The 22,699-nt window shown below is 60.7% G+C and carries 19 protein-coding genes and 1 pseudogene; 8 read left to right on the top strand and 12 right to left on the bottom strand.

Annotated elements, in window-relative coordinates:
* Positions 1-415 precede the first annotated feature (415 nt).
* The 3 genes from entF to fes all read right to left on the bottom strand — a co-directional run bounded on the left by entF (position 416) and on the right by fes (position 5,855).
* The gene (gene entF, locus FNY10_RS01840) at positions 416-4,297 is read right to left on the bottom strand and encodes an enterobactin non-ribosomal peptide synthetase EntF (protein WP_160702048.1); all 3,882 of its coding nucleotides are present in this window, start codon (positions 4,295-4,297) and stop codon (positions 416-418) included.
* On the bottom strand, positions 4,294-4,512 hold the full coding sequence (locus FNY10_RS01835; protein WP_131047618.1) for an MbtH family protein: 219 nt from the start codon (positions 4,510-4,512) through the stop codon (positions 4,294-4,296). The genes entF and FNY10_RS01835 overlap by 4 nt, the downstream gene beginning before the upstream one ends.
* Positions 4,513-4,610: 98 nt before the next feature.
* Entirely contained in the window at positions 4,611-5,855 is a 1,245-nt protein-coding gene (fes, locus tag FNY10_RS01830) for an enterochelin esterase (protein WP_416309021.1), read from the bottom strand.
* A 219-nt stretch (positions 5,856-6,074) separates the two neighbouring features.
* Here fes and FNY10_RS01825 point away from each other — a divergent pair, with 219 nt between their 5' ends.
* Together FNY10_RS01825 and entD are read left to right on the top strand one after the other, a co-directional pair.
* Positions 6,075-8,330, top strand: coding sequence for a FepA family TonB-dependent siderophore receptor (locus tag FNY10_RS01825; protein WP_160702052.1), 2,256 nt, complete (start codon positions 6,075-6,077; stop codon positions 8,328-8,330).
* Between the two features lie 115 nt (positions 8,331-8,445).
* The gene (entD, locus tag FNY10_RS01820) at positions 8,446-9,078 is read left to right on the top strand and encodes an enterobactin synthase subunit EntD (protein WP_160702054.1); all 633 of its coding nucleotides are present in this window, start codon (positions 8,446-8,448) and stop codon (positions 9,076-9,078) included.
* A gap of 76 nt (positions 9,079-9,154) precedes the next feature.
* Here entD and FNY10_RS01815 read toward each other — a convergent pair.
* Both FNY10_RS01815 and FNY10_RS01810 read right to left on the bottom strand, forming a co-directional pair.
* A pseudogene (locus tag FNY10_RS01815) lies at positions 9,155-9,301 on the bottom strand (transketolase family protein); the annotation flags it as partial.
* Positions 9,302-9,821: 520 nt separating this feature from the next.
* Entirely contained in the window at positions 9,822-10,520 is a 699-nt protein-coding gene (locus tag FNY10_RS01810) for a GNAT family N-acetyltransferase (RefSeq protein ID WP_131047614.1), read from the bottom strand.
* Positions 10,521-10,732: 212 nt separating this feature from the next.
* Between FNY10_RS01810 and FNY10_RS01805 the strand changes: the two genes are divergently transcribed.
* The 5 genes from FNY10_RS01805 to FNY10_RS01785 all read left to right on the top strand — a co-directional run bounded on the left by FNY10_RS01805 (position 10,733) and on the right by FNY10_RS01785 (position 15,768).
* Positions 10,733-12,301 (top strand): ABC transporter substrate-binding protein, encoded by a 1,569-nt coding sequence (locus FNY10_RS01805; protein ID WP_160702056.1) that lies wholly within the window; start codon positions 10,733-10,735, stop codon positions 12,299-12,301.
* Between the two features lie 100 nt (positions 12,302-12,401).
* Entirely contained in the window at positions 12,402-13,415 is a 1,014-nt protein-coding gene (locus FNY10_RS01800) for an ABC transporter permease (RefSeq protein WP_131047612.1), read from the top strand.
* Positions 13,415-14,248 (top strand): ABC transporter permease, encoded by an 834-nt coding sequence (locus FNY10_RS01795; RefSeq protein ID WP_100686211.1) that lies wholly within the window; start codon positions 13,415-13,417, stop codon positions 14,246-14,248. The genes FNY10_RS01800 and FNY10_RS01795 overlap by 1 nt, the downstream gene beginning before the upstream one ends.
* Complete coding sequence (locus tag FNY10_RS01790; protein WP_160702058.1) at positions 14,241-15,077, top strand: ABC transporter ATP-binding protein; 837 nt, start codon at positions 14,241-14,243, stop codon at positions 15,075-15,077. The genes FNY10_RS01795 and FNY10_RS01790 overlap by 8 nt, the downstream gene beginning before the upstream one ends.
* Positions 15,064-15,768, top strand: coding sequence for an ABC transporter ATP-binding protein (locus FNY10_RS01785; protein ID WP_131047610.1), 705 nt, complete (start codon positions 15,064-15,066; stop codon positions 15,766-15,768). Before FNY10_RS01790 ends, FNY10_RS01785 begins: the two co-directional genes overlap by 14 nt.
* An 828-nt stretch (positions 15,769-16,596) precedes the next feature.
* On the opposite strand, the gene FNY10_RS01780 is transcribed toward FNY10_RS01785, so the two are convergent.
* Positions 16,597-16,755 (bottom strand): hypothetical protein, encoded by a 159-nt coding sequence (locus tag FNY10_RS01780; protein WP_160702059.1) that lies wholly within the window; start codon positions 16,753-16,755, stop codon positions 16,597-16,599.
* A 126-nt stretch (positions 16,756-16,881) separates the two neighbouring features.
* On the bottom strand, positions 16,882-18,219 hold the full coding sequence (locus FNY10_RS01775) for an aspartate aminotransferase family protein (protein WP_160702061.1): 1,338 nt from the start codon (positions 18,217-18,219) through the stop codon (positions 16,882-16,884).
* Between the two features lie 180 nt (positions 18,220-18,399).
* Here FNY10_RS01775 and FNY10_RS01770 point away from each other — a divergent pair, with 180 nt between their 5' ends.
* A complete protein-coding gene (locus FNY10_RS01770) occupies positions 18,400-19,164 on the top strand; it encodes an SDR family NAD(P)-dependent oxidoreductase (protein ID WP_160702063.1) in 765 nt (254 codons plus the stop codon).
* Between the two features lie 58 nt (positions 19,165-19,222).
* On the opposite strand, the gene FNY10_RS01765 is transcribed toward FNY10_RS01770, so the two are convergent.
* The 5 genes from FNY10_RS01765 to FNY10_RS01745 form a co-directional block, all read right to left on the bottom strand.
* Positions 19,223-19,423, bottom strand: coding sequence for a hypothetical protein (locus FNY10_RS01765; protein ID WP_160702065.1), 201 nt, complete (start codon positions 19,421-19,423; stop codon positions 19,223-19,225).
* A gap of 176 nt (positions 19,424-19,599) precedes the next feature.
* Positions 19,600-20,361, bottom strand: a complete 762-nt coding sequence (locus tag FNY10_RS01760; RefSeq protein ID WP_131047607.1) for an amino acid ABC transporter ATP-binding protein — start codon at positions 20,359-20,361, stop codon at positions 19,600-19,602.
* A complete protein-coding gene (locus tag FNY10_RS01755) occupies positions 20,354-21,019 on the bottom strand; it encodes an amino acid ABC transporter permease (protein WP_141965134.1) in 666 nt (221 codons plus the stop codon). The genes FNY10_RS01760 and FNY10_RS01755 overlap by 8 nt, the downstream gene beginning before the upstream one ends.
* A 14-nt stretch (positions 21,020-21,033) precedes the next feature.
* The gene (locus FNY10_RS01750) at positions 21,034-21,675 is read right to left on the bottom strand and encodes an amino acid ABC transporter permease (RefSeq protein ID WP_100686196.1); all 642 of its coding nucleotides are present in this window, start codon (positions 21,673-21,675) and stop codon (positions 21,034-21,036) included.
* A gap of 48 nt (positions 21,676-21,723) precedes the next feature.
* On the bottom strand, positions 21,724-22,575 hold the full coding sequence (locus FNY10_RS01745; protein WP_131047605.1) for a transporter substrate-binding domain-containing protein: 852 nt from the start codon (positions 22,573-22,575) through the stop codon (positions 21,724-21,726).
* Positions 22,576-22,699 lie beyond the last annotated feature (124 nt).

Here is a 22,699-nt window from a genome sequence, read left to right as displayed (position 1 = left end):
CCGGCAAAATACCGGCACAGAATTGTAGCCCGGGTAAGGCGTTTACGCCGCCACCCGGGAATAATGCCCGTCCGGGCAGGTTAATACGAGACGAATGCCGAGCACCAGGCCGGGTCAGCGCCGCGCCACCCGGCAAAATACCGGCGCAGAATTGTAGCCCGGGTAAGGCGTTTACGCCGCCACCCGGGAATAATGCCCGTCCGGATAAGGAGCTTGCGCCGCGACCCGGGAATAACGCCCGTTCGGGCAGGTTAATACGAGACGAATGCCGAGCGCCAGACCGGGTCAGCGTCGCACCACCCGGCAAAATACCGGCGCAGAATCCATAGCCCGGGTAAGGCGTTTACGCCGCGACCCGGGAATAATGCCCGCCCGGGTAAGGCGCTTGCGCTACGACCCCGGGGGGTATCTCTCCTTACCCCAGAATCTCCCGCACGACCGGACCAATCGATGCGAAGGCCTGCGGGGAGATAATATCCACGTGGGCGCAGTTCTGGCTAAAGACCTCCAGTTCGCCCACCCAGGGGCCCCATACCGCCTGCGGATCCATTCCCGCCTGGCGTGTTTTCTCCGCCACAAACAGCGTCGCCTTGCCATCAAATTTCGCGCTATGCGCGGTGGTCAGCAGGCGAACCGCATCGGCATAGTTGCCCTCGATAACGCGGAACAACTCGCCGGAAGCCTGCCCCTGCTGAGCGGCAAGAAAGGCCTCGCGCTCGCGTTCAATCTCAGCCAGCACCTCCGGGTCCAGACCGTTAGCCTCTTTCTCCGCCCAGTTCTGCGTCTCCGGTGGCCAGGTATCCAGCAAGCCCAGGAACGCCACCGCTTCGCCGCGCTGGCGTAAGCGGGCGGCAATCCCCTGCGCCAACGTCCCGCCGAGGGAATAACCAAACAGGTAATACGGCCCGTGCGGCTGCTGCGCCAGCAAGGTCTGCAGATGTTGTTCGCACACTTCATCGAGATTGGTCGCGTTCATCATCGGCCCTTCCGGACGCGGCGACTGAATGCCGGTAATCGACCAGCGCGGATGAAGATAGCGGGCCAGCACGCTGAACTGCCAGGCAAAACCCGACGCCGGATGGAAGCAAAACAGCGTCGGCCCGTCGCTGACGCGCAGCGGCAGAATCGCATCAAAGCCCAGGCGCTGCATCTGCTCATCGCTAAGATCGGAGCCCAGCTGCGCGCTCAGTTTCCCCACCGTCGAGGCCACCATCACCTGCCCCGGCGTCACCTGACGTCCCAGCTCGCGGCTGAGCTGCGCCGCCAGGCGCATCGCCAGCAGCGAATGGCCGCCGAGGGCGAAGAAATCGGCTTCAATGTCGTTCACTTCACAACCCAGTAGCTGGCTGAACGCCTCAGCCACCGTGGTTTCGATCCCCGGCTCCGGCGCTCGACCGCCGCGTTCACTGCCTAACGTCGGCAGCGGCAGCGCTTTGCGATCCAGCTTGCCGTTGGCGCTCAGCGGCAGTTCCGCCAGCTGAATCAGCACCACCGGTAGCATATGCGGCGGCAGCTGTTCGGCGAGACGCGCTTTCAGCGCTGTCGTATCCAGCGGCAACCCGGACTCTGACACCAGGTAACCGACCAGCTGGCGGGCATCGCCGCCGGTCGCCGCCGCCTGATTGAAAACGCAGGCGTGGGTCACCGCCAGAGCAACGTCCGGCAGCGCAGACATGACGCGGTCGATTTCGCCCAGCTCAATACGCTGCCCGCGAATTTTCAGCTGATCGTCGCTGCGCCCGAGGTATTCCACCGCGCCGTTATCCAGCCAGCGCGCCACGTCGCCGGTACGGTACATCCGTTCACCGACGGAAAACGGGTCGGCGATAAAGCGCGAAGCGGTCAGATCCGGGCGGCCCAGATACCCCTGCGCCAGCTGAATGCCGGTCAAATACAAATCTCCGGCGACGCCCGGCGGAACCGGCCGCAGAGTGGCATCGAGAATACGCAGTCCGGTATTCCATACCGGCCAGCCGATCGGCACGCTGTTGCCGGTGACCGCCGCCAGCTCCGCCCCGCAGGCCGGATACCAGCTCACGTCCACCGCGGCTTCGGTCGGGCCATAGAGGTTATGCAACGGCGCACCGGTCAACGCTTCCCACTCGCGGCACAGGTCGGTTGGTAACGCTTCCCCGCTACAGAAGACGCGCTTCAGCGTCCGGCAGGTCGCCACGTTTTCAGCATCCAGCGAAGCCACGAACGCCGCCAACATTGACGGTACAAAGTGAGTGGTGGTGACCCCGTAGCGGGTAAAGAACTGCTGCATCGCCTGCGGATCGCGATGGGCTTCCGGCTCGGCCATCACCAGCTGCGCGCCGGTAATAAACGGCCACCAGAATTCCCACACCGACACATCAAAGCTGCACGGCGTTTTCTGCGCCACCACATCTTCGGCGGTCAGCGGATAGTGATTTTGCATCCACAGCAGACGGTTCACGATCGCAGTTTGCCCGACCATCACCCCTTTCGGGCGCCCGGTGGAGCCGGAGGTAAAGATGATGTACGCCGTATGCTCCGGCTGCGAGAGCGCCAGCGGAGTGTCATCGCCTGCCGCCAGCGGCTGCTGATAACACAGGGTTTCCAGACCCGGAATAGCGCTAAAACGGGCCAGCTGATCGTCTGCGGTAATCAGCAGCGACGGACGGGCGTCCTCCAGCATCATGCGCAGGCGATCGTCAGGATACCCGGTATCCAGCGGCAGCCAGGTCGCCCCGGCCTCGACGATGCCGTGCAGCGCCAGAGTGAGGAATACCGAACGCGGAAGCGCCACCGCGACACTATCGCCCGGCTTAACCCCGCGTTCACCCAGCAGTCGGGCCAGCGCCACCACCTGCTGGCGCATTTCCCGGTAGCTGAATTGCCGGGTGGCATCGGCCAGCGCCGGGGCATCCGGCGTTTTCGCCGCCTGCTCCGCCACCAGGGCGCTGAGCGTCGTCGTCGGCAGCGCCACGCTGGTATCATTGACCTGCGCCAGCTGCGCCGTCTCGGCGGCCGACAGCAGATTGGCCTCACCGCAGCGTAGCGCCGGATCGGCGGCAAACTGGGTCAGCAGCGCGGATAAACGCGCCACGTGCGCGCGCAACGTGGCCTGGTCATAGCGCGTTTTGTTCGCCAGCACCTCCAGCGACAGTCCGCCGGACTCATCCGGAAACAGCGCCAGTTCAAGATCGTTTACCGGGCCGGTCGCCAGGGTGTGGGTCACCGCCTCGATACCGTCAATATCCAGAACATAATCAAAGACTTTAATATTGAGCACCGGGCCAAACAGCGGCTCATCGCCCGCCGCTTTGCCGCTATCGCGCACGATTTGTTCGGCGTCGTAGCGCTGGTGGCGGCGCATTTTTTTCAGCCGGGCGCTGAGACGCAGCGCCAGCTCCGCCAGCGTCTCTTGCGCATCGATATGTACCGCCAGCGGCAGGACGTTCAGTACCGGGCCGGTTGCAGTCAATGCCGCCGAGCCCATCCGGCGCATAAAGATAAAGCCTGCGGCATAGTCCATGCGGTTGCATAAGCGGCCAAGCCACAGGGTGGTCAGCGCCAGCGCCAGATCGGCGCGCTGACACTGCGGCGCGCCAGCGGCGAGGCGGCTGAACAGGCCGGCATCCAGATCCAGCTTCAGGCGCCAGATATCGGTACTGGTCGCCCGTCCCGCCAGCGGCGCGGCAGAGAGCGACGCCGGTGACGGCAGGGCTTTGCGCTGTTCGCTCCAGAACGCTTTATCACGCTGCCAGGCCTCGCTGCCGTAGTAGCGCTGATACTCGTCAACAACCTCAGCGAAAGGGGTAAACGGTGACGCCGGCGTCGCCTCCCCACGTTGCCAGGCGCGATAAATCGCCGCTATCTGGCGGGTAATAGCGGGGAAACTGAAGCCATCGACCAGTAAATGATGATAACGCTGATACCAGTACCAGCAGTCATCCGCCACCCGCAGCAGCTGGTGACACACCAGCGGGTTGCCGCCGTCCACGCGTAAATTCTGTCCGAGGTCGACCTGCATTAACGCCAGCGCGGCGTCGTGCGGATCGCGCGCCTCGCGCAGGTCGTAATAGTCAGGTTCAGCGAAGACAGGATGCTCATCGACCCATTGCCAGGCTTCGCCATTCTCTTCACAAAAACGCAGGCTGAGGGTGTCGGCCTGCGCCAGACCGGTGACGATCGCCCGCCCCAGCAGCGCCGGATCAAGATGGCCGCGCAGCTCGACATAATGAGCGACACTCCATGCGCCGGGCAGCGTAGAGAGCCGTTCCGCCATCCAGATCCCAGGCTGCGCCGCGACCAGCGGTAAACGAGGGCTCATGTCCGGCTCCTTGCGGCGGCATGATGCGCAGGGGTAAGAGTTGACCAGTTCACCGCCAGCCAGTCGTTGCACGCCGCTAAGGGCTGCGGCGGGCATTCCACCACCCAGCCTTGCGGCAGCGCGCAGTGGTGCGGCCACAGGCTGTATTGCTGCTGTTCATTGCGCAAAATGTAAAACTGCCCTTGCGGATTATCGAAGGGGTTGCTGAATTGCATACCAAACTCCTGTCTTTACTCGCCACCCTGCCAGCGGTTTTCGCCCAGGCCACAGCCTCGGGGTAAGCGGAAGGATGTTGAATCTGAAGCGCACTTTGTTATTGCCCGCGGCTCAGCGGCTGCCAGAGCTGGATGAGTCCAGCCGTCAGCCCGCCGCGCCAGCAAAGCGCATCGTGTCCGCCGTCAACCTGACGCCAGAAAATCGTCTGCGGTGTCTGCTGTAGTCGCGATAAAAGCGCCTGATTGGCACGAAAAATAAGCGGCTCACGCTCTCCGGCCTCCAGCCAGATTCGCAGCCCGTACGGGCGGAGCACGCCCTGGCTCAGGCGTTCGATCAGCAGGCCGCTTTGTGCGCCGCCGCGATGCGGCCACCAGTAGGAGCCAGACTGACTCAACACGCAGCCGAAGCGCTGCGGCCAGTACAGCGCGGCAAACATCGCCGCCAGGCCGCCAAAGCTCTGCCCGGCGACCACGGTGCGATCGGCGCGGTCGCTAAAAGGCGCGATTTGCTGCACCCGAGGCAAAAGCTCTTCCTGCACCGCCAGCCAGAAATCAGCGTGACAGGGCAGCTCCTGGCTCCGGTGTTCGTTGTCGATAACATCAATCAGCAGATACACCGCAGGCGGTAGTTTTGCCTCGCGCGTCAGCCCGGCCAGCGCGGACCACACCGGCATGCTTTCGGCCCAGAACTGGCCATCAAGCAGCAGCGCCAGCGGACGCTCTGCGGCATCGGCCTCACCGGTGGTGTAAACCCATATCCGCCGCGAGTTGCCCAGCCGGGCGCTGTGCCATTCAATACACACTGGTGGTTGATAAGGCTCATCGCGCAGCGACCAGCCGGGTTGTTCCGGCGCCAGCGGCAGCTCCAGCGCCGAAACCGCGTGGCCGCGCCCGCCTTTCCAGCTTTGCGGGTTTAGCGGATCGGCTATCGCCTGCGGCAGCAGCCTGCGCCAGCCTTCACGCAGCAGCGTCCGGTCCGGACTGTCGCTGGTAAAAATCTCAGGGGCAAAATCGTCATCGCGTTCGGAGGGAATAAAACAGTAGCTGCCGCGCCAGGCGGGCGACAGCGTGGTTTGCCATTGCCAGGCATCGGTGCCGGGTACGCGCGTCAGGGTTTGCGGTACGGCATTTTGATGATGGTCGGTGACGCCGGTGATGTAAATCCACACTCGCTTCGTCAGCGAGGTCTCTTCGCTGCCCGCCGGATCCCGCCACCAGAAGGTCACCTGGCAGCCATCGCCAACGGTCTCAGTCTGCGGACCGGAAATCCCCTGCCACCAGCCATCACTTCCTGTTATTAGCATTCCGTCATTAACCCTATGTTTACCGTGATTTTTCTCAATAAATGTAATTTTTTATTGATAATATTATTGATAACTATTTGCATTTGCAATAGCGTATTACCGCACTTTGGGAAGAGCCACTTCTGATTACACATGTCAGAGAGGGCCAATTGGTCGGCGACGGAATGCCCTCGCTCTCTACTGGCAACATTTCTGCCGCCTCCCCTCCCGGTGGGAAGGGGTTTCAGGGGCATGCGGCAACGGAAAGCAGGACGTAAAATGCATAACAAGATCAAATCCCTGGCCTTGCTGGTCAATCTGGGAATTTATGGGGTTGCCTTCCCGCTGTGCGCGGAAGAGACCCCCGAGAGTAAAAAAACGGCCGCTGAAGAGACGATGGTGGTCACCGCCGCCGAACAAAACCTGCAGGCGCCGGGCGTATCGACGATCACCGCCGAGGAAATTCGTAAACGTCCCCCCGCTCGCGATGTCTCCGAAATTATCCGCACCATGCCGGGCGTTAACCTGACCGGCAACTCCACCAGCGGCCAGCGCGGCAACAACCGTCAGATTGATATCCGCGGCATGGGCCCGGAAAATACCCTGATCCTGATTGATGGCAAGCCTGTCACCAGCCGTAACTCCATCCGCCTCGGCTGGCGAGGCGAGCGCGATACCCGCGGCGATAGCAACTGGGTCCCACCGGAGCTGATTGAGCGCATTGAAGTCATTCGCGGACCGGCGGCGGTACGTTACGGCAATGGCGCCGCGGGCGGCGTGGTCAATATCATCACCAAAAAAGGTGATAACCAATGGCACGGTTCATGGAACACCTACATGAACGCCCCGGAGCACAAAGATGAAGGCGCCACCAAACGCACCAACTTCAGCCTGAACGGCCCGCTGGGCGGCGACTTCAGCTTCCGCCTGTCAGGGAATCTCGATAAAACTCAGGCCGATGCCTGGGATATCAACCAGGGCCATCAGTCAGAACGTACCGGGATTTACACCGATACACTGCCTGCCGGCCGCGAAGGGGTGGAGAACAAGAATATCAACGGCGTCGTGCGCTGGGACTTTGCGCCGATGAACTCGCTGGAGTTTGAAACGGGCTACAGCCGCCAGGGCAACCTGTATGCCGGGGATACGCAGAACACCAACAACGATAACAGCAGCAACGGCCTGGTGAAGAAAAACTACGGCAAAGAGACCAACCGTCTCTACCGTCAGACTTACTCGATGACCTGGAACGGCGGCTGGGATAACGGCATCACCACCAGCAACTGGGCGCAGTACGAACATACCCGTAACTCACGTCTCGGCGAGGGGCTGGCTGGCGGTCTGGAAGGCCTGTTTAACAGCGATAAGTTTAGCGATATCGACCTGTCCGACGTGATGTTGCACAGTGAAATCAGCGTTCCGTTTGACCTGTGGGTCAATCAGAACCTGACGCTGGGTACCGAGTGGAACCAGCAGCGGATGAAGGACATGTCTTCTAACGGTCAGGCGTTACAGGGAGGTCCGATTGCAGGCATGGGTGATGACCGTAGCCCGTATTCGCAGGCGGAGATCTTCTCACTATTTGCCGAAGATAACATTGAGCTAACCGACTCCACTATGTTGACCCCGGCGCTGCGTTTCGATCACCACAGCATCGTCGGCAATAACTGGAGCCCGTCGCTGAATCTGTCGCAAGGGCTGGGCGACGACTTTACCCTGAAGATGGGCATCGGCCGTGCCTATAAAGCGCCGAGCCTGTACCAGACCAACCCGAACTATCTCCTGTACAGTAAAGGCCAGGGCTGCTACGCCAGCGCAGATAATGTCGGTTGCTATATGCTAGGTAACGATGACCTGAAAGCGGAAACCAGCACCAACAAAGAGATCGGCCTTGAGTTTAAACGCGACGGCTGGCTGGCCGGGGTAACCTGGTTCCGTAACGACTACCGCAACAAGATTGAAGCCGGCTACGCGCCAATCTCCCAGACCGGTAAGGGTAAAGTAAAAACCGATATTTACCAGTGGGAAAACGTACCGAAAGCGGTGGTCGAAGGCCTGGAAGGAACATTGAACGTCCCGGTTAGCGACACCGTTAACTGGACCAACAACATCACCTGGATGTTGCAGAGTAAGAACAAAGAGACCGGCGACCGCCTGTCGATTATTCCGCAATATACGCTGAACTCGACCCTGAGCTGGCAGATATACCAGGATGTTTCCGTGCAGTCGACCTTCACCTGGTACGGCAAGCAGGAACCGAAGAAGTATAACTACAAAGGTCAGCCGGTCACCGGCAGCGAGAAGAACGAGGTAAGCCCGTACAGCATCCTCGGTCTGAGCGCGACCTGGGACGTCACCAAATATGTCAGCCTGACCGGCGGCGTGGATAACGTCTTCGATAAGCGCCACTGGCGTGCGGGTAACGCGCAGACAACGGGTAACGCAACGACCGGTGCTTATATGTACGGCGCGGGCGCCGAAACCTATAACGAATCGGGCCGGACCTGGTATATGAGCGTCAACACGCAGTTCTGATTACACGCCTGAAGCCCAGGCTGCTCTCCCCCGGAGGACGGCCTGGCTATTTGGCCTCCTGACGGGGCAACCGCAAAGCTATCCCCTCACCTGCATCCTGACGTAGGATGACACTATGCAAACGACACACTCCACGTTTCTTTTTGCCGGCCATCGGCTGCATCAGATTGATTTCGACCCCGGCACCTTTGCGCCTCACGATATCCTGTGGCTTCCCCACCATCAGCAGCTGGCAAATTGCGCGAGAAAACGACAGATGGAACACCTTGCCGGACGTATCGCGGCGGCCTGCGCCCTGAAAGCGGCGGGTGTGAAAGGCGTTCCCGGAACCGGCGACCAGCGGCAACCGCTGTGGCCTGCCCCGTGGTCTGGCAGCATCAGCCACTGCGGCACCCGCGCGCTGGCCGTCGTCGCCGACCGACCGGTCGGGATCGACATCGAAAACGTCTTTACCCCCGCGCTGGCGGCGGAGCTGGAGAGCAGTATTATTCGTCCGCCGGAACGCGCGGTGCTGATGGCCAGCGGACTGCCCTTTGCACTGGCCCTGACGCTGGCTTTTTCGGCGAAAGAGAGCGGATTTAAAGCCCTGCCTCTCGCACAGCAGCCAGGAACAGGGTTTATGGACTTTCGGATAACCGGGATTCAGGGCGAGGTCGCCACTTTGTGGACTGCGCAGCAGGTGTTCCAGGTACATTGGCTGCTGGATGAGCCCTACGTCATCACGCTTTGCCAGACGCAACACCGGTAATAAAGGAAGAAACCCGCACGGTCAGAACCGCACGGGGGAAACGTCATCCGGGCTCAACAGATTGTTTTGGCGAGGGCGATAATAGCCTGCCATAGCTGGCTCCCGCATTCAGACCAAATAATTTGACGTTGGTGTAATTGTAACAGACATCGACTTTGATCTGTTCATTGGCGCGGGAAACCAAAAATGGCGCGGCATTGCAGGTCACCGCCACTTCCCCCCCTCAGCGCCAGCCCGGTGGCCTCATTTTGTACCGGCGTTGATTTGGTCGTCGATGGCGGGTTTATCTGCTGGTAAGCAGAACATATCGGCGCATCCGCGCTAAACCGGCGACCGGACCTTCAGGCCTGCGCCTGCCCTTCTGCCGGGCGGCGGCTGACGCCTTGCCCGGCCTACAAAACCAGGTCTGTACCGGTGACCGGACCTTCAGGCTTGCGCCTGCCTGTAGGCCCGTGCAAGCGAAGCGCCGCCGGGCAATTCCGCGGCAACGCCAATATGGGGTCGATAACAAGCGGCTCCGGCTATTGTGCTGGCACCCCTGCCCTTCTGCCGGGCGGCGGCTGGCGCCTTGCCCGGCCTACAAACCAGGTCTGTGCCGGTGACCGGACCTTCAGGCCTGTGCCAGCCCTGTAGGCCCGTGCAAGCGAAGCGCCGCCGGGCAATTCTGCGGCACTTTCTGGCAATTTCTGGCAATTTCTGGCAATTCAGAGCAACTCCGGACAACGCCCGTTGCCAGCAAGCGGCTATGAGCGCAACTCCTCCAGTCGCTTCACCTGTCTCCCTTCACCATCAAAATTCTCCACCGCCAGCCATGCACGCAGCACCGCATCCCGCTCCGACCATTCACTATCAATGATCGACAGCTGATCGCTGTCACGGGTGCGCCCTTTACGCACCATTTTTTGCCGCAGACAGCCCTCCCAGGTAAAGCCCAGACGCTCCGCCGCTCGTCGTGAAGCGATATTCATCGAATCACATTTCCACTCCAGCCGGCGATAGCCCTGCCCGAAGGCGTTTTTCAACAACAGCCACACCGCTTCCGTGCCCAGCGGCGTATTCTTCATCTGCCGCGACCAGGTCACATGGCCGATTTCAACGGTCCCCATTGCCCGATCGATGGCCATATAGCTGACCAGCCCGACCGCCCGCTCGGTCTGCAGATCGATAACCGCAAACGGCACCAGCGCGTCATCGTTGACTTTACCTGCCACCCAGTGGGCCGTGGCTTCGACGCTCGTCGGGCAGGAGCTGGCCAGCCATGTCCAGTCGCTCTCATCCCCCAACGCGTAGGCGGCAAACAGAGCGGCGGCATGGCGCTGAACGTCTAGCGGTTCAAGCCGACAAAAGCGCCCGTTTAACGGCGTGCGTTTCAGGACTCTGGCCCCCTGCCAGTCTGCGACAACATCATTCACCACCTGACCAAATTGATTGATTTCCGGCATGCCCACACCCCGTTGAATTGTAATGAAATTGTTATATCAAGAAGCGCGACGGACAGAAAGCGCGCCGCCGCTTATTTTGATTAATAACCCAGCGCCATGAATTATTCTTTTTATGCATAAGCTTATCCGCATTTTGACTTTACGACTGCGGTGAAGCGGCCTAACGTAGCGAAGCATAAATAATCAAAACAACATTTTTTCAGGGATTGCACATGACCAAAAAACTGCTGTCTTTACTGGTGCTGACCGCACTCTCCGCCACCGTCCATGCTGCGACACCGCCCTCCACCCTGGTTGTTGCCCAGGGTCTCGACGACATCGTCAGCCTCGACCCGGCAGAAGCCAATGAGCTTTCCAGCATTCAGACGGTACCGAGCCTCTATCAGCGCCTGGTTCAGCCCGATCGCGATAACCCTGAAAAAATCACCCCGATTCTGGCCGAAAGCTGGCAGGCTGACCCGGCGGCGAAAACGCTGACCATCAAGCTGAAGCCCGATGCCAGATTCGCCTCGGGCAATCCGCTGCGCCCGGAAGATATCATTTTCTCCTACACCCGCGCGGTGACGCTGAATAAGTCCCCCGCGTTTATCCTCAACGTCCTCGGCTGGCAGCCGGACAACATCGCCAGCCAGCTGAAAAAGGTCGATGACCATACGCTGCAATTGCACTGGACCGCTGACGTCAGCCCGGCGGTGGCGCTGAATATCCTCTCCACGCCGATCGCCTCCATCGTGGATGAGAAGCTGGTGGCACCGAACGTTAAAGATAACGATTTCGGTAACAGCTGGCTGAAAATGCACTCGGCGGGCAGCGGCGCGTTCAAAATGCGCGTCTATCAACCGCATCAGGCCATCGTGCTGGAGGCCAACGACAGCTCGCCTACCGGCGCACCGAAGCTGAAAAGTATCATTATTAAAAACGTCCCCGATCCGGCCTCTCGCCGCCTGCTGATTCAACAGGGTGATGCCGATATCGCCCGCGATCTCGGCGCCGATCAGATAGCCACCCTGCAGGGGAAAACCGGCGTTAAGGTGCTGAGCATTCCTTCCGCCGAGCAGAACTACCTGGCGTTCAACACCGGCAACAGCGCTAACCCGCTGCTGAAAAACCCGGCCCTGTGGGAAGCCGCGCGCTGGCTGGTGGACTACGACGGCATCACCAAAGATCTGCTTAAGGGCCAGTATTTTGTACATCAGAGCTTCCTGCCGGTTGGTCTGCCGGGGGCGCTGGATAATAATCCGTTCAAATTTGACCCGGCGAAGGCCAAAGCGATTCTCGCCAAAGCGGGGATTAAGGACGCGCACTTCACTCTTGATGTCGAGAACAAACCGCCGTTCATTACTATCGCCCAGTCGATGCAGGCCAGCTTTGCCCAGGGCGGCGTGAAGATTGACCTGCTGCCGGCCGCGGGCAGCCAGGTGTATGCCCGCGTGCGCGCGAAGCAGCACCAGGCAGCGATTCGCCTGTGGATCCCGGACTATTTTGACGCCCACTCCAACGCCAGCGCCTTTGCGTGGAATGATGGCAAATCCAGCACCGTCGCCGGTCTCAACGGCTGGCAGATCCCGCAGCTGAATAAAGAAACCCAGGCGGCGGTCGCCGAAGCGGATCCGGCAAAACGCCTCGATCTGTACAAAAAAATGCAGGAAGAGCTGCAGCGCAGTTCGCCATATGTATTTGTTGATCAGGGGAAAACGCAGATCGTGGTCCGCGATAACGTCAAAGGCTATCAGCAGGGCCTCAACGCCGATATGGTCTGGTACGATAACGTCACCAAGTAATTTCTCTTGTTGCCGGGTGGCGCTGCGCTTACCCGGCCCGGGTTCTCGTTTTTTGTAGGCCGGGTAAGGCGAAGCCGTCTCCCGGCATGAAGAGACTTCCATGCCACATTTTTCCAGGCGCGTGCTACAGGGGCTGCTTACCCTGCTCCTCACGCTCTTCGGGCTGTTGCTCGTCACATTCGCCCTCTCCGCGTTTTCACCTGTCGATCGGGTGCTGCAAATCGTCGGCGATCATGCCAGCCAGTCGACCTACGATCAGGTTCGCCACCAGCTCGGGCTCGATCGCCCGCTGCCGGTACAGTTCTGGCACTATCTGGTTAATCTGGCCCACGGCGACCTCGGCACCGCCAGCTCCACCGGACAGCCGGTACTGCACGACCTGCTCGCCACCTTTCCCGCCACCCTCGAACTGGCCACCCTGGCGCTGATCGTCGGGGCGCTGTTCGGGGTGATTGCCGGCGTGCTGTGCGCCCGTTACGCCGGTTCCCCGTGGGATCTGGCGGTCCGTACCTTGACCTTGATTGGCAACTCGGTTCCCATTTTCTGGCTCGGGCTGCTGATGCTGGCGCTGTTCTACGCCAAATTGCAGTGGACGCCGGGGCCCGGCCGACTGGACGATATCTATCAATATACCGTAGAACCGCGGACCGGCTTCGTGCTGATTGATACCTGGCTCTCCGGCGATAAAGAGGCGTTCAAAAACGCCATTGGCCATCTGCTGCTGCCGGTGCTGCTGCTGGGATACTATTCGCTGGCCAGCATCACCCGCCTGACGCGTTCCGCCTGCCTCAGCGAGATGAACAAAGAGTACATCCTGCTGGCGCGCGCCAAAGGGGCCAGTGAAATGACGATTCTGCTGCGTCACGTGCTCCCCAACATTCGCGGCACTCTGCTGACGGTGATCGCTCTGGCCTGGACCTCGATGCTGGAAGGCGCGGTGCTGACGGAAACCGTCTTCTCGTGGCCGGGGATTGGCCGCTACCTGACTACCGCGCTGTTTGCCGGCGATACCACGGCGATCATGGGCGGTACGCTGCTGATTGGCGCCAGCTTTGTCTTCATTAATAACCTCACCGATCTGCTGGTGCGGTTGACCGACCCGAGGGTGCGCTGATGCCGGCTTATCTGTTTTTGCGTCGTCTGCGTCGCTCCCCCGCCGCCTTTTGCGGGCTGATCGTTATCGCGCTGCTCCTGCTGGTGGCGCTGTTCGCGCCGTGGCTGGCGCCGCTCGATCCCAACTGGCAGGATGCCGCGGCTCGTCTGCAAAGCCCCGATGCCCGGCACTGGCTCGGCACCGACAGCTATGGCCGCGACCTGCTCTCTCGCCTGATTTACGGCGCGCGCCCGGCGCTGGGGCTGGTGGCGTTAGTCACTCTGATTACGCTCCCCGCCGGTCTGCTGGTGGGGATTCTTTCCGGCTATTATGGCGGCTGGCTGGAGCGTATTCTGATGCGGTTTACCGACGTGGTGATGTCAATGCCGCGCCTGATCCTCGCCTTTGCCTTTGTCGCCATGCTGGGGCCGGGGTTGGTTAACGGCGCGCTGGCGCTGGCGCTCACCACCTGGCCCGCCTACGCTCGCCAGGCGCGCAGCGAAATTCAGCGCCTGCGCCATAGCGATTATCTGGCTGCGGCGGAGATGATGGGCATTCGCGGCTGGCGGCTGCTGACTGGCCATATTTTGCCGCTGTGTCTGCCCTCCGCCATCGTGCGCCTGGCGCTGGATCTCGCCGGCATTATTCTCGCCGCCGCCGGGCTCGGTTTCCTCGGTCTCGGCGCGCGTCCGCCCATGGCGGAATGGGGGGCGATGATCGCCGACGGAATGCAGGTCATTTTCGATCAGTGGTGGATTGCCGCCGCGCCCGGGGCGGTGATCCTGATAGCCAGCCTGGCCTTTAACCTGCTGGGCGACGGCCTGCGCGATGTTCTGGAGCCGCAACATGACTGATACCCGACTCACCGTTCAGGGGTTATGCATCGACTACCCCTCTGCCCGGGTGGTGAATAACCTCAGCTTTACGCTCGGCAACGAGCGGCTGGCGCTGGTGGGCGAATCCGGTTCCGGCAAATCGATGACCGCCCGCGCGCTGATGGGGCTGGTGCGTCGCCCGGGCGTGGTCAGCGCAGAAACGCTGAACGTGCTGGGGCACGATCTTCTGACCCTCAACGCTCGCCGCTGGCGTGCGCTGCGCGGCAACGATATCGCCATGGTCTTGCAGGATCCGCGCTATGCGCTGAATCCAGTGCAGACCATTCAGGCACAGCTGGAAGAGGCCTTAACGCTGCATCAACGCCTGAGCCGCCGCATGCGGCTGGAGGCGGTGAAAGCTGCCGTTGCCGCCGTCGGCCTCGATTTACCCGTACTCAGCCGCTACCCCGGCGAACTCTCCGGCGGAATGGGGCAACGGGTGATGATCGCCATCGCGCTGTTGAACAACCCGAAAGTGCTGATTGCCGACGAACCGACCTCGGCGCTCGATTCCCGCCTGCGCAATCAGATCCTTGAACTGCTGGTGGAACAGTGCGAGCAGCGGCAAATGGCAATGTTGCTGATTAGCCACGATCTGCCGCTGGTGGCGGAGCATTGCCACCGGGTGCTGGTGATGTATCAGGGCGCACAGGTCGATGAGATGCCCGCCCGCGAGCTGCCTCAGGCGACGCATCCCTACACCCGTACGCTGTGGACCTGTCGTCCCGATGCGAGCACCTACGGCCAGATGCTGCCCACTCTCGACAGAACGCAGGACTTTACGGAGGCGGCGCATGGCAGTCGTTAATCTCGACGCATTGCAGGTCATTTTTGCGGAAAAAACGGCGGTGTCCGCTGCCAGCTTCCGCGTTGAGGCCGGGGAAACGTTTAGCCTGATCGGCGCCTCCGGCTGCGGAAAATCGACGATTCTGCGGGTTCTCGCCGGGCTACAGCGCGAGTGGCGCGGCGACGTTCAGCTGTTCGGCAAAGCGATAGCCCCCGGGGTGCGTTTTCAGGGCGAGTTGCGCCGCAATGTGCAGATGGTGTTTCAGGATCCCTATGCCTCTCTGCACCCCAACCATACGCTGTGGCGAACCCTGGCTGAACCGCTGAAAATTCACGGTCTCGACGCTATCCAGCAGCGGGTCGCTACCGCGCTACAACAGGTGGGGCTCCCCGCCGACGCCGCGCGTCGTTATCCGCATCAGCTTTCCGGCGGCCAGCGCCAGCGCGTGGCTATCGCGCGGGCGCTGCTGCTGCGCCCGCAGATCCTGCTGTTAGATGAGCCCACCTCGGCGCTGGATATGTCGGTGCAGGCGGAAATTCTCAATCTGCTGAACCGGCTGAAGCAGGAGCACGGCATGACCTATCTGCTGGTCAGCCATGATGCCGATGTGATTGCGCATATGTCAGATCGGGCGGCATTTATGGCCGAAGGGGTCATTCAGCGCTTCTTTGACCGCGAGGCGCTGATACAGGGCGAACACCGGATGACATAACAGCCATCCGGGTGGTTTCCCGCCGGGGGCCGGTAATATTCCCCGGTGGCGCTACGCTTACCGGGGCTACAGGGCGAGCAGTCGGGTAGCCCGGATAAGGCGCACGCGCCGCTATCCGGGTGGTTTCCCGCAGGGGTCCGGTAATATTCCCCGGTGGCGCTGCGCTTACCGGGGCTACAGGGGCGTGCGGCCGGGTAGCCCGGATTAGGCGCTCGCGCCGCCATCCGGGTGGTTGCCCACTGGTGCCCGGAAATATTCCCCGGAGGCGCTACGCTTACCGGGGCTACAGGGGCGTGCGGTCGGGTAGCCCGGATTAGGCGCACGCGCCGCCATCCGGGTGGGTTCCCGCAGGTGTCCGGAAATATTCCCCGGTGGCGCTGCGCTGACCGGGGCTACAGAGTCGTGCGGTCGGGTAGCCCGGATAAGGCGCTTGCGCCGCCATCCGGGTGGTTGCCCACTGGTGCCCGGAAATATTCCCCGGTGGCGCTACGCTTACCGGGGCTACAGGGGCGTGCGCTCGGGTAGCCCGGATTAGGCGCTTGCGCCGCTATCCGGGTGGGTTCCCACAGGTGCCCGGAAATATTCCCCGGAGGCGCTACGCTTACCGGGGCTACAGGGGCGTGCGCTCGGGTAGCCCGGATTAGGCGCTTGCGCCGCTATCCGGGTGGTTGCCCACTGGTGCCCGGTAATATTCCCCGGTGGCGCTGCGCTTACCGGGGCTACAGGGGAGTGCGGCCAGGTAGCCCGGATTAGGCGCGCGCGCCGCCATCCGGGTGGTTGCCCACAGGTGCCCGGAAGTATTCCCCGGTGGCGCTACGCTGACCGGGGCTACAGAGTCGTGCGGTCGGGTAGCCCGGATAAGGCGCTCGCGCCGCCATCCGGGTGGTTGCCCGCAGGTGCCCGGTAATATTCCCCGGTGGCGCTGCGCTGACCGGGGCTACAGGGGCGTGCGGTCAGGTAGCCCGGATAAGGCGCTCGCGCCGCCATCCGGGTGGTTTCCCGCAGGTGCCCGGTAATATTCCCCGGTGGCGCTGCGCTGACCGGGGCTACAGGGGCGTGCGGTCAGGTAGCCCGGATAAGGCGTTTACGCCGCTATCCGGGACCCGCGTTGGTTTATTTCGCCAGCTCGGTAAAGCGGGCGAATACGCTGTCAAAAATTGCCAGCCCTTTGGCAATCTGCCCGGCGCTGATGGTGCATGGCGGCACCACGTGAATGCGGTTTTCCACCACAAAGGTCAGCAGACCTGCTTCGGTTAACGCCCCCTTAATCGCCGCCATATCCGCTGCGGTTAACGGCGTTTTGCGTTCACGGTCGCTAACCAACTCCAGCGCCTGGAACAGGCCGCGGCCGCGGACATGACCGATAATGGCGTGTTTTTCCGCCAGCGCTTCCAGCCCCGGACGCAGGACCTGATTCCCCATCTGCGCCGCGTTTTCCACGATATTCTCCTCTTTCATGGCATCGATCGTCGCCACAATCGCCGCCATCGCCAGCGGATGGCCGGAATAGGTCAGACCGCCGGCAAAGAAGTGATCGTCAAAATAGCGGGCAATCGGATCGCTAATCAGCACGCCGCCCGCAGGCACGTACCCGGCATTAACCCCCTTGGCAAAGGTCACCAGATCCGGCACCACGCCATCCTGCTCGAAGGCAAACCAGCTGCCGGTTCGGCCAAACCCGGCCATCACTTCATCAAGGATCAGCACAATGCCAAACTCATCGGCCAGCGCCCGCACGCCCTGCATATAACCGTCAGGCGGCACCAGAATGCCTGCGGTACCGGGAATCGACTCCAGCAAAATCGCGGCGATGGCGCCAGGGCCTTCGCACTCAATGATGCGGCGCAGATGCGCCAGCGCGCGCTGACACTCCTCCTCTTCGGTGGTGGCATTAAATTCGCTGCGATAGAGATACGGGTTGAAAAAGTGCACGTGGCCGCGCGAGTATTCGTTCGGCACACGACGCCAGTCGCCGGTGGCGGCGATCGCGCTGCCGGTATTGCCGTGGTATGAACGATAGGCCGACAGCACTTTATCGCGCCCGGTGTACAGCCGCGCCATGCGAATGGCGTTCTCGTTGGCATCGGCCCCGGCATTGGTGAAGAACACTTTGCTGAAGCCTTCCGGCGCCAGCTCGACGATGCGTTTCGCCGCTTCGCCGCGAGCGAGGTTGGCGGTCGCCGGCGCAATCGTCACCAGCTCCTCCAGTTGCGCTTTCATCGCCGCCAGCACGCGCGGGTGCTGATAGCCGATATTGACGTTAACCAGTTGACTGCTGAAATCAAGGTAGGTTTTACCGTCATAATCCCACAATTCACAGCCCCTGGCCCCGGCAATCACCAGCGGGTTGATGTTGCCCTGTACCGACCACGAATGAAAAACATAAGCGCGATCCAGTTGGCGAACGTCATCGTTGCTTACCGTTACATCGTTCTGTATTGCCAGCTTCATACCCTGCCCTCTGATGTCATTGTTGTTCGCCTCATCATTGGTCGTCCGGCGGTAAAAGGGATAGAGCCAGTCGCTCGAAAAGGTTGTGACACCGTGTCACAACGCCACAGGACAACTGGCCCTGTGTCGCCGCGCGCGGCGTTTTTATAGTGAGGGCAACAATGCGCACAGGAGAGTGAAATGACCACCAACAACGTAGTGTTTATTACCGGGGCCACCTCCGGTTTTGGAGAGGCGGCGGCACAGGTGTTTGCCGAGGCGGGCTGGTCGCTGGTGCTGAGCGGGCGTCGTCTGGCGCGCCTGCAAAAACTGTATGACCGGCTGAGCCTGCTGGTGCCGGTACATATTATCGAGCTGGACGTGCGCGACAGCGAGGCCGTTGCCGCCGCGGTGGCCGGGCTGCCTGCCGCCTTTACCGATATCAAAACGCTGATTAACAACGCCGGGCTGGCGCTGGCGCCGCAGCCAGCGCAGAAGGTCGACCTGCAGGACTGGAAAACGATGATCGACACCAACGTGACCGGCCTGGTTAACGTCACCCACGCGCTGCTACCGACGCTGATTCAGCACGGTGCCGGCGCCAGCATCATCAATATCGGCTCTATTGCCGGTCAGTGGCCCTACCCGGGTAGCCATGTTTACGGCGCCAGCAAAGCGTTTGTCAAACAGTTCAGCTACAACCTGCGCTGCGATTTACTCGGCACCGGGGTGCGGGTGACCGATCTGGCGCCGGGCATTGCCGAGACCGAATTTACCCTCGTGCGCACCAAAGGCGACCAGGCGGCGTCCGATAATCTGTATCGCGGTACCACCCCTCTGAGTGCGCAGGATATCGCGGAGCAGATGTTTTATATCGCCACCCTGCCGGATCATATGAATATCAACCGTGTAGAAGTGATGCCGGTGCGCCAGGCCTGGCAGCCATTCGCGATTGACCGGGATTGAGGTTAAACCAGCCTGATTTATCTCCCCCCCTCCCCGACTGCACGCCCTGTAGCCCCGGTCAGCGTAGCGCCACCGGGGGATATTTCCAGGCACCGGCGGGAAACCACCCGGATGGCGGCGTGAGCGCCTTATCCGGGCTACCAGACTGCACGCCCCGTAGCCCCGGTAAGCGCAGCGCCACCGGGGGATATTTCCAGGCACCGACGGGAAACCACCCGGATGGCGGCGTGAGCGCCTTATCCGGGCTACCCGACTGCACGCCCTGTAGCCCCGGTCAGCGTAGCGCCACCGGGGGATATTTCCAGGCACCGACGGGAAACCACCCGGATGGCGGCGTGAGCGCCTTATCCGGGCTACCCGACTGCACGCCCCGTAGCCCCGGTAAGCGTAGCGCGACCGGGGAGATCGGCTGCAGATGATTGGGCCCGCCGCTGATTAGCGGCTGCTCTGCAAAAACTGGCGGACGCGTTCGGAGTCCGGGTTGGTGAAAAATTTCTCCGGCGGGGCTTTCTCAATCAACAACCCTTTTTCGAGAAACACCACTTCATCCGATACCTGACGGGCAAAGTCCATCTCATGAGTCACCACTACCATGGTGTAGCCCTCCGCCGCCAGCGCCTTCATCACCCCCAACACTTCGTTGACCAGCTCGGGATCCAGTGCCGATGTCGGTTCGTCAAACAGAATCACCTCCGGCGACATCGCCAGCGAACGGGCAATCGCCACCCGCTGCTTCTGCCCGCCGGAGAGGGTAATCGGCCAGGCGTCGGCTTTGTGCGCCATCCCGACCTTTTCCAGCTGCTGTATGGCTATGGCAGACGCTTCATCGCGTTTCATCCCTTTGACGTGGAGCAGCGCTTCGCTGACGTTCTGCTGCACGGTCAGGTGCGGCCACAGGTTAAAGCTCTGGAACACCATCCCCACCCGCTCACGAATCTTCGACAGCTGACGGTGGGACATGGCTTTGCCGTTCTGTTCATCAATCCCCAGCCGCTGGCCGCCGATATGAATCTCCCCACGGTCCGGCTGTTCCAGCCAGTTCATGCAACGCAGCAGCGTCGATTTACCGGAACCAGACGACCCCAGGATGCTGACCACCGACCCCTTTTCAACGGTCAGATTGATGTCACGCAGCACTTCAATATTATCAAACTGTTTGGAGACGTTTTTAATGCTTACTGCAGTGGTATCAGACATGACTCAATCCTCTTCTGGCTCCGTGGGCGCTAAGTCGCTTAATCAGCAACTCCAGCAAAATGCTGATCGCCCAGTAGAGTGCAATCGCGACGATAAAAGCGTTAAACGGGATGAACCAGGTCGCCTGCACGCTGTTGGCGGCGGCGGTAATTTCCTGCACGGTGATAATGCTGAGAAAAGCGGTATCCTTCAGGCAAATAATCAGCTGGTTGCCAAACAGCGGCAGCGACGACGAGACAATATTCGGCAAAATAATCCGCCGGTATATTTGATAGCGTGAAAAGCCTTGCGCCACCGCGGCCTCAATATATCCGGCGGAGAAGACCCGGCGCTGGCTACGCAGAATTTCAAAGAAATAGGCGCCGTGGTAAATCATCAGCGCCACCAGACCTGCGGTCCAGGCGTCCATACTGATCCCCACTTCCGGCAGGCCGTAATAGAGCAGATAGGCGAGGATTAAGAACGGAATCGCGCGCATCAGGCTGACAAACGCGATAATCACGCGGTTAAGCCAGCGCTTTTGATATTCGGTGACGTAGCACAGCACAATGCCAATCGCTAACCCCACAACGGCGGCCAGAATGAAGAGCTCAAGCGTAGCGATCAGGCCAGCAATAAAGCTGTCGCGCGCTGACCAGATAATGGCCCACTGATTCATAGATCCTCCTGTTGTTATCGTGCCAGGCGTTTTGCTTTACGCTCCGCCAGTCCCTGTAGCTTCAGCAGCATGCCGATTATCACGACGTAAAGCAGACCCGCCGCGAGAATCGGCGACAGGGGTTCATAGGTGACGGATGAGATACGGTTGGTGACGCGGGTCAAATCGACCACGCCGATCACCGCAATCGCCGGGCTGCCTTTAATCAGGAAAGACATTTCGTTCACCAGCGCCGGCAGGCTTTCGATCCACATTTGCGGCAGCATGATGTAGCGAAAATAGGTCCAGCGGCGCATCCCCACGGATTCTGCCGCCTCGCGCTGCTCGCGCGGGAAGGTGCGGAACGCATTGCGCCAGATTTCAGCGTTAAAAGCCGAGGTATTGAGGGTCAGCGCTACGATTGCCGCGACGTTTTTATCAAGATTAATCCCCACCGTGGGCAGCGAGAGAAACAGAAACAGCACCAGCGTCACCAGCGGCGTGGCGCGCGCCAGGCTGATATAGACCACCAGCAGCTGATCAACAATCGGGATACGCAACATCCGCACCAGGGCGATCAGCAGGCCAATCACCACCCCAAAGACAATGGCGATGGCCGAAATCCAGAGGGTCGTCCATGCGCCTTCAATCAATAACTGCCAGGAAATTGCATCCATATGGCCCTCCTGTGGATTTAAAACGCGGCGGTGACCCGCCGCAAAATGTTACAAACCAGCCAGTTTGTGGAACTGTTCCGGACTGGTAATCGCTTCTGTCGGGAGGTTATCGTAGGTTTCGCCAAACCATTTTTTCTGCAGCTCGGCAAGCTTGCCGGTTTCACGCATATGGTTGATAAATTTGGTCATGTAGGCCAAAAGCTGCGGCGAGTTTTTCGGAATCGGCCACGCCATGTAGCCCGGTCCGGACACCGCCAGCCCTTTGGCAAAGACCTTCGGTTTGGCTTTCGCCAGGTCGTTAACCGAAATCACCACGTTAATCACGTAATCGAGGCGCTTATTGGCAAGGTCGGCGTAGGCTTCCGGGTAGGAGGGATACTCCACCACCGGCCCGAGTTTACCGCCGGTTTTTTCCAGCATCGCTTTCAGCTCAGGCAGTCGCGCCAACAGCGCGCTGCCCGCCTGCAGGCCCACTTTTTTGCCGCTCAAATCGGCGATGGTATTAAGCGAGTTATCGCCGGCGCGCTTGACAAAATAGTGCTGCGCCGAGGCCCACGGCGGCGTGAAATCAAACACCTTAAGCCGGTCGTCGGTAATCACCGCGCCGGTTAACGCCATATCGTACTGACCGGTGGAGACCGCCGCTAACAGGCCGGTCCACGGCAGGATGCTCTGGTCGACGTGGAATTTCGCATACTTGCGTAGCTCCTCCAGCATATCTTTGTTAAAGCCATCGGCCTGGCCGTTACTCATAAAGTTAAACGGCGCGTAATCATCTTCGGTCGCGACTTTCAGGGTGCCGGATTTTTCAATTTCCGGGAGATCTGCTGCCGCTGCGTGATAAGAGAAAGCCATTGCCATAACGGCGCCCAGACACATTGAAGCCAACGATTTTTTCATCAATCCACCCCTAATTAATTCGCCAGACGTGTTCATTCCCGAACATGAAAAGGTTTTGCAAAATTTGTGCCGACGGAAGTTCCGGTCCGCGACTGATGAATGCGTTTTTACTGTAGGGAGCGTT

This window comes from Klebsiella sp. Lac1 (genome assembly GCF_009825425.1).
GTDB classification, from domain to species: domain Bacteria; phylum Pseudomonadota; class Gammaproteobacteria; order Enterobacterales; family Enterobacteriaceae; genus Klebsiella; species Klebsiella electrica.
The sequence above is the reverse complement of the archived record's forward strand: the minus strand, read 5'-3'. Positions and strand labels throughout refer to the sequence as shown.